At 30.7% G+C, this 12,816-nt stretch carries 16 protein-coding genes; 6 read left to right on the forward strand and 10 right to left on the reverse strand.

Annotation, left to right across the window (positions count from 1 at the left end):
* Positions 1–6: 6 nt before the first annotated feature.
* Genes ABNT65_RS16270 through bioA form a run of 3 tightly spaced genes read left to right on the forward strand, consistent with a single transcriptional unit; the run spans position 7 to position 2,257 of the window.
* Positions 7–384 (forward strand): putative signal transducing protein, encoded by a 378-nt coding sequence (locus tag ABNT65_RS16270; RefSeq protein WP_348705368.1) that lies wholly within the window; start codon positions 7–9, stop codon positions 382–384.
* Positions 384–995, forward strand: coding sequence for a dethiobiotin synthase (gene bioD / locus ABNT65_RS16275; RefSeq protein WP_348705370.1), 612 nt, complete (start codon positions 384–386; stop codon positions 993–995). Before ABNT65_RS16270 ends, bioD begins: the two co-directional genes overlap by 1 nt.
* Positions 992–2,257: an adenosylmethionine--8-amino-7-oxononanoate transaminase gene (bioA, locus tag ABNT65_RS16280; RefSeq protein ID WP_348746315.1), complete on the forward strand. Its 1,266-nt coding sequence runs from the start codon at positions 992–994 to the stop codon at positions 2,255–2,257. Before bioD ends, bioA begins: the two co-directional genes overlap by 4 nt.
* Here the strand turns inward: bioA and ABNT65_RS16285 are convergent.
* Positions 2,254–3,120: a hypothetical protein gene (locus ABNT65_RS16285; RefSeq protein WP_348746316.1), complete on the reverse strand. Its 867-nt coding sequence runs from the start codon at positions 3,118–3,120 to the stop codon at positions 2,254–2,256. The genes bioA and ABNT65_RS16285 overlap by 4 nt on opposite strands.
* A 76-nt stretch (positions 3,121–3,196) precedes the next feature.
* A complete protein-coding gene (locus ABNT65_RS16290) occupies positions 3,197–3,628 on the reverse strand; it encodes a cytochrome c oxidase assembly factor Coa1 family protein (RefSeq protein WP_348746317.1) in 432 nt (143 codons plus the stop codon).
* 119 nt (positions 3,629–3,747) lie between these two features.
* Between ABNT65_RS16290 and ABNT65_RS16295 the strand changes: the two genes are divergently transcribed.
* The 3 genes from ABNT65_RS16295 (at position 3,748) to ABNT65_RS16305 (ending at position 7,065) form a co-directional block, all read left to right on the forward strand.
* Positions 3,748–4,905: a beta-ketoacyl synthase N-terminal-like domain-containing protein gene (locus ABNT65_RS16295; RefSeq protein ID WP_348746318.1), complete on the forward strand. Its 1,158-nt coding sequence runs from the start codon at positions 3,748–3,750 to the stop codon at positions 4,903–4,905.
* Positions 4,906–4,968: 63 nt separating this feature from the next.
* Positions 4,969–6,069, forward strand: coding sequence for a biotin synthase BioB (bioB, locus tag ABNT65_RS16300; RefSeq protein WP_348705379.1), 1,101 nt, complete (start codon positions 4,969–4,971; stop codon positions 6,067–6,069).
* 126 nt (positions 6,070–6,195) lie between these two features.
* Positions 6,196–7,065: a cupin-like domain-containing protein gene (locus ABNT65_RS16305; RefSeq protein ID WP_348746319.1), complete on the forward strand. Its 870-nt coding sequence runs from the start codon at positions 6,196–6,198 to the stop codon at positions 7,063–7,065.
* Between the two features lie 36 nt (positions 7,066–7,101).
* On the opposite strand, the gene ABNT65_RS16310 is transcribed toward ABNT65_RS16305, so the two are convergent.
* The 8 genes from ABNT65_RS16310 to ABNT65_RS16345 form a co-directional block, all read right to left on the reverse strand.
* Positions 7,102–7,710, reverse strand: a complete 609-nt coding sequence (locus tag ABNT65_RS16310; protein WP_348705382.1) for a superoxide dismutase — start codon at positions 7,708–7,710, stop codon at positions 7,102–7,104.
* Between the two features lie 134 nt (positions 7,711–7,844).
* Positions 7,845–8,075: a hypothetical protein gene (locus tag ABNT65_RS16315; RefSeq protein WP_348705384.1), complete on the reverse strand. Its 231-nt coding sequence runs from the start codon at positions 8,073–8,075 to the stop codon at positions 7,845–7,847.
* Between the two features lie 63 nt (positions 8,076–8,138).
* On the reverse strand, positions 8,139–8,312 hold the full coding sequence (locus ABNT65_RS16320; RefSeq protein ID WP_348705385.1) for a hypothetical protein: 174 nt from the start codon (positions 8,310–8,312) through the stop codon (positions 8,139–8,141).
* 83 nt (positions 8,313–8,395) lie between these two features.
* Entirely contained in the window at positions 8,396–9,685 is a 1,290-nt protein-coding gene (locus ABNT65_RS16325; protein ID WP_348705387.1) for an HlyD family secretion protein, read from the reverse strand.
* A 99-nt stretch (positions 9,686–9,784) separates the two neighbouring features.
* Entirely contained in the window at positions 9,785–9,967 is a 183-nt protein-coding gene (locus ABNT65_RS16330) for a hypothetical protein (RefSeq protein WP_348705389.1), read from the reverse strand.
* 17 nt (positions 9,968–9,984) lie between these two features.
* Positions 9,985–10,188, reverse strand: a complete 204-nt coding sequence (locus tag ABNT65_RS16335; RefSeq protein ID WP_348746320.1) for a hypothetical protein — start codon at positions 10,186–10,188, stop codon at positions 9,985–9,987.
* A gap of 12 nt (positions 10,189–10,200) precedes the next feature.
* The gene (locus tag ABNT65_RS16340) at positions 10,201–10,374 is read right to left on the reverse strand and encodes a hypothetical protein (RefSeq protein WP_348705393.1); all 174 of its coding nucleotides are present in this window, start codon (positions 10,372–10,374) and stop codon (positions 10,201–10,203) included.
* Between the two features lie 129 nt (positions 10,375–10,503).
* Entirely contained in the window at positions 10,504–12,690 is a 2,187-nt protein-coding gene (locus ABNT65_RS16345) for a peptidase domain-containing ABC transporter (protein WP_348705394.1), read from the reverse strand.
* Positions 12,691–12,816 lie beyond the last annotated feature (126 nt).

Raw genomic sequence — 12,816 nt, forward strand, 5'->3', positions numbered from 1 at the left:
AATAGCATGAGAGACGATTATACCATTTTAGCAGTTTTTGAATATTCAACAGAAGCACAAATAATAAAAGCTAAGTTAGATTCAGAGAATATAAGAACCATGTTAATGGACGAAAAAACAATAGATTCTGATCCCTTAATTAGCCAAGCTATAGGCGGCGTAAAGTTATTGGTTCAAAATAATGATTTAGACAAAGCCTTAACAATATATAATGAAATAAGAGTTTATGAAAAAGATAATCAAGGGAATGAAATACACTGTGCTAGTTGTGATTCAACAAAAATATTAGTAGCACCAGTGCAAAGAAAAAATATATTTTACATGTTGTTTCCTTTTTTTGAAAAAAGAAGACTCATTTGTAACGAATGCAAAAACGTGTTTTAATGCAAAAAAAATATTTTATCACAGGAATATCTACCGAGGTAGGAAAAACAGTAGCTTCAGCCATTGTAACAGAAGCATTAGAAGCTGATTACTGGAAACCAGTACAAGCGGGTGATTTAGAAAACTCAGATACACATAAAGTAAAAAGGTTAGTAACTAACAATAAAAGTGTTTTTCATACAAATGCTTACGCATTGCAAACACCAATGAGTCCGCATGCAGCAGCTGAAATTGATGAGGTAACAATTCGTTTAGAGGATATAATAGAACCTCAAACTCAAAATAATCTAGTTGTTGAAGGCGCAGGAGGATTATTAGTTCCATTAAATGATACAACTACAATTCTAGACATAATAAAGCCAGAGTATAAAGTAATAGTAGTGTCAAGACATTATTTAGGAAGTATTAACCATACATTACTAACAGTAAACCTTCTTAAAGAAAAAGGATTTGATGTAGCTGTTATTTTCTCAGGAAATGAGCATAAAACTACAGAAGGAATCATTCAAAAAATGACCAATGTCCCTGTAATTGGAAGAATTGAAGAAGAGCCATATTTTGATCAAAATGTAATCAAAGAATATGCTGAATTATTTAAAGACAAACTATGACATTAAAAGAGCGTGACAAAAAGCACTTGTGGCATCCATTAACACAACATAAACTACACCCAAATCATATTGCAATTACCAAAGCAAAAGATGCAGTATTATATGATGACGAAGGAAATGAATACATAGATGGAATAGCGTCATGGTATACCTGTATGTATGGACATTGTAATGAATATATAACCTCAAAAGTTTACAAACAAATGCAACAATTAGATCATGTTGTATTTGCAGGATTTACGCATGAGCCAGCTATTAAGTTGTCAGAAGAGTTAATAAAAATCCTACCCAATAATCAGGAAAAAATATTCTTTTCGGATAATGGTTCAACATCAGTAGATATTGCTATTAAAATGGCATTACAATATCATTTTAATAAAGGAGAAAAAAGAGGAAAGATAATTGCGTTAGAAGACGGTTTTCATGGTGATACCTTTGGAGCAATGTCGGTTTCAGGTTTATCAGTATATAATGGGCCTTTTGAAGATTTCTTTATAGATGTTGAAAGAATACCAGTACCTACAGAAGCTAACTTCGAAGAAGTTAAAACTAGGTTTACAAGCTTGATTAAAGAAAATAACGCAGCTGCATTTATTTATGAACCATTAGTACAAGGTGCTGCAGCGATGAAAATGTATGAAACACATTTTCTAGATGAGTTAATAAGTCTAGCGCAAAAAGAAGGAGTCTTAGTAATTGCCGACGAAGTAATGACAGGTTTTGGAAAAACAGGTAAAAACTTTGCTTCAGAATATTTACAAAACCAACCAGATATTATATGTCTTTCTAAATCGTTAACAGCAGGTTTAGTACCCATGGCAATAACAAGTTGTTCTCAAAAAGTTTACGATGCCTTTTTAAGTGATGAATTAGGAAAAGGATTTTTTCACGGACATACCTATTCTGCAAATCCAACGGCGTGTACAGCGGCATTAGCTGGGGTAGAATTATTACAGTCAAAAGAAATACAGAAGAATATAGCGTTAATAATAGCATCACATCAAGCTTTTAATGAAGAAATAAAAAGTCACCCTAAAATAAAACAAACGCGTCAACTAGGAGTTATTTACGCGCTTGATTTAAATGTTGAAATGGAACGTTATGGCAATTTACGTTATCAGTTATTTGACTTTTTTATGAGTAAAGGTGTGTGTTTACGTCCACTAGGAAATACCATATATATACTTGCTCCTTTTGTAATAACCAAAGAACAATTGAATAAAGTGTATGCAGCTATTAAAGAAGCATTAACATTATTTTAATTAATATCAAAATACTGCTTCATCATTGCTATAGCTTTGTCTGAAGCAGTAAAGTGATTTCCCTTTACATCTAATACAATAGTTGCTTTTTTTTGCTTTAAAAAATCTAGTTCAATTTTAGATAAAGGACCAACTGCTTCATCTCTATCACCATAAACATAGGTTACTTTTGATAAGTCTTTGATAGAAGCAAGCTTTTCGGTGTATCTATTGTAACCTAATCCAGCTGCAAGTTTGGCCATACTTCTACCTTCTTCATTTCTCGCGTTAAATACTTCAATAGAATAAGTACCATCATTTTTAAATACATATTTAGTGTTTTTTCCTTGACTAAAAGGAATCCATGTACCTTTATCAATATTTAGCCTTCCTACAGCTATTAAATATTTATCTGCAGTTGAGATACCGTAAGTAGCAATTAGTTCTTGAGTCATAAAAGCCCCAAAAGAAATCCCAAGAACATACACTTTTTTATTAGGCTGTTTTTTGAAATAATCAATTACTTTTTTTAACATTTTTACGCTTTCTTTATCATACTTTTTAGCTTTTTCAAAAGTAATTTCCTTTTTAAAGTTGGAAGGTGTTTTTGTTTGCGCTTGATGAACATTTACAAAAAGAGCTTTTTGTGCAAGAGAAGAAGTTTTAGCAATGTCTTTTATATCTTCGTTAGCTAATTCAGTAGTAGGACCTCCTTGTGTATTTACTATAATTATCTCAGCGTTTTTATTGCCATAAAAGGTAGCAATATTACTAATTTCATTAAAATTAGGTTCGATAATTATCTCATCTTCTTTTTTATCACAAGAGATAAAAGTTATAAAGAATAAAAGTAATAGTCCAGAATTTTTAATTAAAATCTTCATAAATGTTTTGTTTTCTATATAAGACGAAGACAAAACAAAACACCCTATAAGTTTAAAATAAAGAGAGTAGTAACATTTATATACTTTCCATTACTTTTTCAAGCAAATTAATTTCTTCCTGTGTTTCTTTTATAGTGATATATAAATCTTCAAAAATCCATTTTCCGTTTGATTTTATACCTCTAATAATAATCGTTGCTTTTCCTTTAGAACCTTTAACAGGAAGTGAAAAATCAACTTCACCATCATCATTATTAAGAGAAATATTTCCATTTGGAAAACCATCCTTTTCAATAGGATCACCTAATACTTGAATTACCTTTTCATTTTTAGAAGCTTGTTCCATAGCGTATTCAATAGGTGTAGCATTGGTAAATGCTTTTGAAACACCAAAAATAAGAGTGCCAACCCCTATAAAAAACAATAAGAGAATGCCTAAGCAACCACTTAAAGGGATAAACCATAACCAATTTCTACTAAACCAACTTTTTTGTTCTTGATGAGACATATTAAATTTTTATTAATAAGACTTAAAAACGTTTAAAATGTTACAAGTAAGAAAAACAGTTATACTATTTAAGAGTTTAAAAGCATAAGAAGTTATATTTTTGCTGAAATTTTTAGGTTTTGAAGAAAAAAATATCCATAACTTCCATAGCATCAATATCAGCGATAGGAAGTTTGTTGAATGAGGTTTGGGATAACTATAAAAATGACAACCACTTTTTAAGTGTAAAAAAGTTTTCTGAGTTTGAGGCTTGGGTAGCTCAAATAACAGCAAAAGATAATTTAAAAATAGAAGAGATAAGAAATTCTGATGCACGGTATAAAGAATTAGATGCTTCTGTGTTATATACGTTGTTTTGTGCTAGAAGAGCAGTAAAAGAAGCTGGTTGGAATTCTTTTGATGATTTTGGTATTAATATTGGTTCTTCACGTGGAGCTACTTCTTTATTTGAAAAATACCATAAAGAATTTTTACAAACAGGGAAATCATCAACTCTAAGCTCACCTACAACTACACTTGGAAATATTTCTTCATGGATAGCACATGATTTACAAACGAATGGGCCAGAAATTTCTCACTCCATAACTTGTTCAACAGGGTTGCATTCTCTTCTTAATGGAGTTGCTTGGGTACAATCAGGAATGAGTGAGAAGTTTTTAGTTGGTGGAAGCGAAGCCGCTTTAACCGATTTTACAATAGCGCAAATGCAAGCGTTAAAAGTATATGCTAGAAATCAAGATAAATACCCTTGTAAAGCGTTAGATTTAGACAAACAAAGTAATACGATGGTTGTTGGAGAAGGAGCTTCGGTAGTTTGTTTAGAAAAAGGAATTCAAGAAAATGCTTTAGCTTTAATTGAAGGGGTAGGATATGCAACAGAAATATTAAAACATAACATATCTATTTCTTCAGATGCAGAGTGTTTTCAAAAATCAATGAAAATGGCTTTGTCAGATGTAAACGTAGAGGAAGTAGATGCTATTGTAATGCATGCACCAGGCACAATAAAAGGAGATCTTTCAGAAATAAATGCTATAAAAAAAGTATTTGGAAGTCATCAACCATTCTTAACAACTAACAAGTGGAAGTTAGGACATACTTTTGCTACTTCGGGTTTATTGAGTTTAGAATTAGCCATTTTAATGCTAAAAAATCAAGAGGTTGTGCATGTTCCTTTTGTAGCTAAACAATCAGAGCCTAAACAAATAAGCAAAGTTTTAGTAAATGCAGTAGGTTTTGGAGGAAACGCTGTATCCGTTTTATTAAGTAAAAAATAATACATATTACATATTATTATGTACATTTGATTCTTCAAATGACTAACTAGTAAACCTAAGTTTATGAGCGAAGTAAGACATAATTGGACGAAAGAGGAAATCTTAGCGATATATAATAAACCTTTAATGGAGCTGCTATATGAAGCAGCAACAATACATAGAAAAAGTCACGATCCTAATGTAGTACAAGTATCTACGTTATTATCTATAAAAACTGGAGGTTGTTCAGAAGACTGTGGGTATTGTCCGCAAGCTGCTCGTTATCATACCAATGTAGATGGAAATGATTTAATGACTGTACAGCAAGTAAAGGCTCAAGCATTAAGAGCAAAGTCAGGAGGTAGTTCTAGGGTATGTATGGGAGCTGCTTGGAGAAACGTAAAAGATGGGCCTGAATTTGATCAAGTATTAGAAATGGTCCGAACTATAAACAAACTAGATATGGAAGTTTGTTGTACATTAGGAATGGTTACTGAAAATCAAGCAAAACGTTTAGCTGAAGCAGGTTTATATGCTTATAATCATAATTTAGATTCTTCTGAAGAATATTATAAAGAAGTTATCTCTACACGTGGTTTTGAAGATCGTTTAGAAACAATTGATAACGTTCGTAAAACCAATGTTACTGTTTGTTCTGGTGGAATTATAGGTATGGGTGAATCTGTTGAAGATAGAGCAGGAATGTTAGTGGCACTTTCAACATTAGATCCACAACCAGAATCTACACCTATAAATGCTTTAGTTGCTGTTGAAGGAACACCTTTAGAAGATGAGAAGCCAGTTGAAATATGGGAAATGATTAGAATGGTAGCTACTACACGTATTGTTTTACCTGAAACGCAAGTACGTTTAAGTGCAGGAAGAACACAAATGAGTAGAGAAGGACAAGCAATGTGTTTCTTTGCAGGAGCAAACTCTATTTTTGCAGGAGATAAGTTGTTAACTACTCCAAATCCTGATGTAAGTGAAGATATGAAGATGTTTGAAATGCTAGGGTTAAAACCTCAAAAGCCATTTACAAAAAAGGTACAGCCGCAAACAGTAGAAGCTAAAGATTCAGAGTATGAGGCATTAGGTGAAAAACCTAAATGGACAAGACCTGAGCATAAGATTGAAAGAAACGAACTAAAAAAGAAAGAAGCATTAGAATTGCGTAAGCAATAAACTTTTAAATTAAAAATATAAAACACTTATTACTGGTTTGTAATGGGTGTTTTTTAAATTGAAGCATTTTTTAAAAAATACTTCATAACATTTTCTTAACTTTGATCCTCGCAAAAAATTGGATGTATGGGATTACAATTGCAACAAATAGATAGAGTTGAAACCATAACCAAAGAAGACTTTATCAAACATTATTTCAAACCACAAAAACCAGTGGTTATAGAACGTTTTATTGAAGATTGGCCTGCGTATTCTAAATGGTCATTAGAGTATATGAAAGAAGTAGCTGGAGATAAAACGGTTCCTTTATATGATGATAGACCTGTTGATTATAAAGATGGTTTTAATGAACCGCATGCTACCATGAAAATGAGTGAGTATGTTGATCTATTAAAAAGAGAGCCTACAAAATTTAGAATATTCCTTTGGAATATTTTAAAGGAAGTACCTCAATTACAAAAAGACTTTAGTTTTCCTGATTTTGGCTTAAAACTGATGAAAGGATTACCAATGTTATTTTTTGGAGGTAGGGATTCGTATACATTTATGCATTATGATATTGATTTAGCAAATATTTTCCACTTTCATTTTGAAGGAAAGAAGAAGTGTATTCTATTTGATCAAAAGCAGAATAAATTTTTATACAAAATACCTCATTCTTTAATAACAAGGGAAGATATTGATTTTAATAACCCTGATTTTGAAAAGTGGCCAGCATTGAAAAATGCTAAAGGGCATGTTGCAGAATTAGAGCACGGTAATGTTTTGTATATGCCAGAAGGATATTGGCATTATATGCGTTATATTACGCCTGGATTTTCAATGAGTTTAAGAGCAATTGCAAGAAACCCTAAGAATTTAGGAAAAGCTGTTTACAATGTTTTTATCATGCGTACTATTGATAATTTAATGAGAAGAATAAAAGGTCAAAAGTGGATTGATTGGAAAAATGAACAAGCAATTGTCAAAACAAATAAAATAAATAATATTAGATAAAAAAAAGAGGTTGTTTTAAAACAACCTCTTTTTTATTTATTTAGCTTCAGCATATCTTCTTTCAACTTCGTTCCAGTTGATAACTTTAAAGAAAGCTTCAATATAATCAGGACGACGATTTTGATAGTTTAAATAATAAGCATGTTCCCAAACATCTAAACCTAAAATAGGGGTTCCTCCACAAGTAACTCCTGGCATTAAAGGATTGTCTTGGTTTGGAGTAGAACATACTTCTACTTTACCTCCTTTGTGTACACATAACCAAGCCCATCCTGAACCAAATTGTGTAGCTGCAGCTTTAGAAAAAGCGTCAATAAAAGCTTCTTTAGAACCAAATTCTGCTTCGATAGCATCTTTTAGTTCACCAGACAAATAACCTCTATCTTCAGGATTCATAACTGTCCAAAATAAAGAGTGATTGTAGAAACCTCCTCCGTTATTTCTTACCGCCCCATTATTCATATCTAAATTTGTTAAGATATCTTCAATTGATTTATCAGCTAAATCAGTACCTTCAATGGCAGCATTTAATTTGGTAGTATATCCATTGTGGTGTTTACTATGGTGGATTTCCATAGTTCTAGCATCTATATTTGGTTCTAAAGCATCATAAGCGTATCCTAATTCTGGTAATTCAAAGGCCATAATTATTTAATTTTTAAATGGTTAATTTTTTTGTTTTACAAGTGTAAAGTTAAAGCAAAAAAATAAGGCAAACAACCGTTTGCCTTACACAATATTTATATTACTATAAATGATGTTTATTCAGAAATTTAATGTTATGCCCAATCACCTCCATCTTCATTACCTGCACCACCACATTTAAGTGAATTTGTGATTAGGTAAGGAAGATATAGATAACAATCAGGTCCTTGTCCTGGAGCTAAAGTTTGAGTAGTACCATTACAGTAATACCTACAATGTCTAGTTGATGGTTTTCCTCCTCCACTAATTTCTTTTTGCTCTTTTTTGTCTAAAGCTTCTCCTAATTTTAAAATTGATTTTTTCATTTATTCATGAATTTAATTATTTATTAAATCCTTGAATAAATAGTATTCAAGAGATAACTTTATTTATTGTTGAGCTAAACTAGCATTATAACTCTTACATGAATAATAAGTTGAGTATAAATATTTCCCATTATTATCATAAGTCGCTACCCTAACCGAACAAGACCCACCTCCGTTAATTTCTTTTTGCTCTATTTTTCCTAAAGCTTTTCCTAAATTTAAAATTGATTTTTTCATTTTTTATGAATTTAACTATTTATTAAATCCTTGATCATTTAAAGACACTCAAGGTTTATGTCTATTCTTCGCGAAAGAATTTTTTATTTAATTATATTTTTAAGTTGATAGAAAAAACGTTCTATCAATCGCAAGTCCTCTGTAACAATATCAGCGGTACCAGTCATTTCTTGTTTAAAGTCAATTACTTTTCCATAAGTTGTTTTTAAATTTTTAGGAAGATTAACATCTATAAGGTAATTCCCTTCTTGATCAGGAAGCAAAGAAATAGATTTCACAACTCCGTTTAATTCACCAAATTCATCAGAAGGATAATTTAATAACTTTATTTGCGCTTTTTGACCAACTTTTATTTTACCAGAGTTAGCCGCTGGTGCTTTAATTTTCCCTATAAATGAATTGCTTTTTTGAGGTATAACTGTAAAAATTAAATCTCCCGTTTTAACTGTTTGATTTTCATTCCAAAATGATAAAAATGCTATTTTTCCATCAATTGAAGATACTAGAGCATATTGTTTTTCCCAGTCTTTAATAGCTTTTTTTAGATATAGAAAGGATTGTTTTGCTTTCTTTTCCAAACGAATATCATTTTGTGTTTTTTTAATAGAGGTGCCTTCTAAGTTTTTAGAAGAATTATTAATCAACTCTCTTATTTGAGAAATAGAGTTTTCTACGCTTTTATAACTACGTTTTGCTTGTAGTAGCTCAATCTCTTTAAGTTCTTTTTCTTTAGCAGAAATAACGCCTTGTTGAAACATTTTTCTACTTCTTTCTAAGTCAGTTTTTTTAAAGGCTAATTCTTTTTTATTTAGTTGCTTTTGAGCTAATAGTATTTGTAATCTTCCTTTAGCTTCAATAACTGACATTTTATTTGCAAAAGTTTCAGATTTATAAGGGGTAAGTTTCTTATTTAAAACATATTCAGAATAATCGTTTTCAAATTGAGCAAAACTAGAAGTAATATCTCCCAAGATTAGAGGAGGTAATTTTTCTATGGGGAAGGAGAAGTTTTCTTGATGTATTTCAATAGTATCAGTAATACTTTTTAAAAGTAATACATCTTTGTAAGATGAGCTATTTTCAATAATGGCTAACGTTTGATTTTTAGTAACATCTTTACCGTCTGAGGCTAAAAAAACTTCAAATTGACCAGAAGATTTAGCATAGATTTTTTCAGGAGGAGAAGGAGTTGTAATCATAACTTCAGTAGCTATAACATCAGGGTACTTTACAAACCAAGAGATAAATAACAGCATAACTATTAGTAATAATAATAGTGTATTACCCCAACGAATCATCCAATTGGGAACATGTGTTAATATTTCTTGTACTTCTTCACTTCTTATTTCAATGTCTCTATTATTTTGTGGCATTTACTTTTTAATTTAAAGAAGAGAAAAATAGAATTATTATTTCTCTCTTCCATTAAAGTTTTTAAAATTTATTAAATATAAATTGATAAATCTGGTATATTAGCCTGTACATCCATATTCCCACATATCATTTGGAATACAGATTCCAGTACCGTTTTGCCAGCAACATCTACTGTATAAGCTACAATCAAAATATCTACGACAAGAGTTACCTTGTCCGTTAATAATTTTAAGATCTTCCTTATTTAAGGCCTTCCCTAGTTTTAAAATTGATTTTTTCATGTTAACTATAATATTGTTTAATCTCTTATATAAACTAAAGAGCACCAATTGGATCCATTATGATCTGTAACTCTACAGTTAGCTCCATGACCAACACAACATCCGTTAGGAGCATAAGGACAATCAGGGTTGGTATTACATCTATAAATTTTACCACCAGTAATTTGTTTTAGCTCTGCTTTTTTTAGAGGCTTTCCTAAGTTTAAAATTTGATTTTTCATAATTAGCAATATTTAGCATCTTCTTACATATGTAACTTCACCAGGCCCACAATACGCCCATAAAACATTACCGCTACAGGTCATTATTGGAGGGTGGCCTGTAGAACAAGTTACATTACCTCCGTTAATTGTTTTTTGTTCTGTTTTGTTTAAAATTTTACCTAGCTTTAAAATTGATTTTTTCATAATAAAATAATTTAATATGGTTTGGTTTATTAAAGCCTTGAACTATTTAGAGACACTCAAGGTTTGTGTCTATTCCTTGCGAGAGAATATTTTTAGACATAAGTACTTTATGTCTTTTTATGTTGTGTGTTATTTACCTAGATTTAATTGGTTTTTAACTAGGTGATAGTAGCTTCCTTTTAATCGTATAAGCTCTTCATGATTTCCTTTTTCTATAACTTTACCTTTGTCTAATACTACTATTTGATGCGCATTTTTAACAGTACTTAATCTATGTGCTATTACTACGGCAGTTTTATTAGTAAAAAAAGTATTTAACTTTTCCATTATTACTTTTTCATTGTTAGCGTCTAAAGCACTAGTTGCTTCGTCGAAAAATAAGAACTTAGGATTTTTATACACAGACCTAGCAATTAATAAACGTTGTTTTTGACCAGTACTTAACCCACTTCCTTCATTTCCAATTTTGGTGTTATAGCCTAAAGGAAGCCCATCAATGTAATCGGTAATATTAGCTACATTAACCGCATGAGCAAGTTTTTTAGTGTCAACATAATCTTCACCTACAGCAATATTTTTAGCAATAGTGTCATTAAAAATATAGCCTTCTTGCATAACAACACCACAGTTTCTTCTCCATTCTTTCTGAGAAATACTTCTAAGATTAAATTTACCAACATTAATATCTCCGTTGTCAACCTGATAAAATCCTAAAAGAAGTTTCATTAAAGTAGTTTTGCCACTACCACTAACACCAACAATAGCCGTAGTTTTGTTTGCTGGTATTTCAAGAGACAGGTCTTTTAAAACAGGATCTAAACCTCCTGTATATCTAAAAGAAATATTGTTAAGTTTAATAGCAACATTATCAGGTATATTTGTTACTTTTTCATCAGTAGGTTTTTCTTCATCTTCCATGTTATGGATTTCACCTAGCCTATCAAGAGATATTTGAGCGTCTTGTATATCTCGCATAAAATTGATTAATTGGGTTATAGGGCCATTTAATTGTCCTACAATGTAGCTTATAGCCATCATCATACCTAAGGTTATTTGTCCGTCAATAACTAGCTTCGCAGATAAAATAGTAATGAACATGTTTTTAAGTTCATTAATAAAATTGGAACCAACACTTTGTGTTTGTTCTAAAGCTAAACTTTTAGTAGCTACTTTAAATAATCTTGCTTGAACGTATTCCCAGTTCCAACGCATTCTTCTTTCTGCATTATGGAGTTTAATCTCTTGCATTCCATTAATAAGTTCAATTACTTTACTTTGTTCTTGACTTATTTGTGAGAAACGTTTATAGTCTAGTTCTTTTCTTTTTTTGAAGAAGAATAGCACCCATCCAAAATATAAAATACTACCTAGAACAAAAACTCCAAAAATTTGAATACTATAATAAGCAAGTACTATACTAAAGATAATAAGGTTAAAGAAAGAAAATAATACAGATAATGATGAGGTTGTTAAAATCCTTTCAATGCGTTTATGATCATTAATTCTTTGTAATAAATCTCCAGTCATTCTCACATCAAAATAAGAAATAGGGAGTTTCATAAGTTTGATGAAAAAATCAGAAATTAATGAAATATTAATTCGAGTACTTAAATGAAGTAGAATCCAACTTCTTATAATTTCTAAAGAGGCTTTACCAATAAAGAGAAATAATTGAGCAAAAAGTATTAAGTATACAAAGTTAAGATCTTGATTTTTTATACCTACATCTACCACACTTTGTGTTAAGAATGGAAGGATAAGTTGAAGTATACTTCCAGCGAGAAGCCCAATGATTAATTGGGTTATAAATTTTTTGTATTTAAAAAGATACTTGAAAATAAAAGAAAACCCAAACTTTTCATCTTCTTCAAATTCTTCTTGATAAAATTTAGGAGTTGGTTCAATTAATAAAGCAATTCCCTCTTCGGTATTTTCATCGGCATTATTACCAATCCAGTGCTGAATAAATTCTTTTGAAGAGAATGTAATTAATCCATGAGCAGGATCAGAGATGTAGACGGTATCTTTTTTTATTTTGTAGAGAACTACATAATGGTTTTTGTTCCAATGAATAATGCATGGGAATGGGGCTTCTTTTAATTTGTTAAAAGCCAGTTTTATACCAAGTGACTTAAAGCCTATAGACTCTACAGCTTCACTTAATCCTAATAAACTACTTCCTTCTCTAGTAGTTTCACTAAGATTGCGTAATTGTTGTGTATTAATGGTTTTCCCATAGTGTTTTGCTATAATTTTAATACAAGTAGGTCCACAATCCTTAGCTTCAGTTTGTTTGTAGTTTGGGAATTTTTTCAAAGTCTAATTTATATTGTATAAAGGAAAAATTATTCCTCTTCTATAATTAATTGTTAGTTGTTACAAAGTTTTTATAATGTCCTCTTTTCATACATGATTCCAAGTATAATATATTTTTTGCTAATT

It is taken from the genome of Tenacibaculum sp. 190524A02b, from assembly GCF_964036645.1.
Taxonomy (GTDB): Bacteria; Bacteroidota; Bacteroidia; order Flavobacteriales; family Flavobacteriaceae; genus Polaribacter; species Polaribacter vairaonense.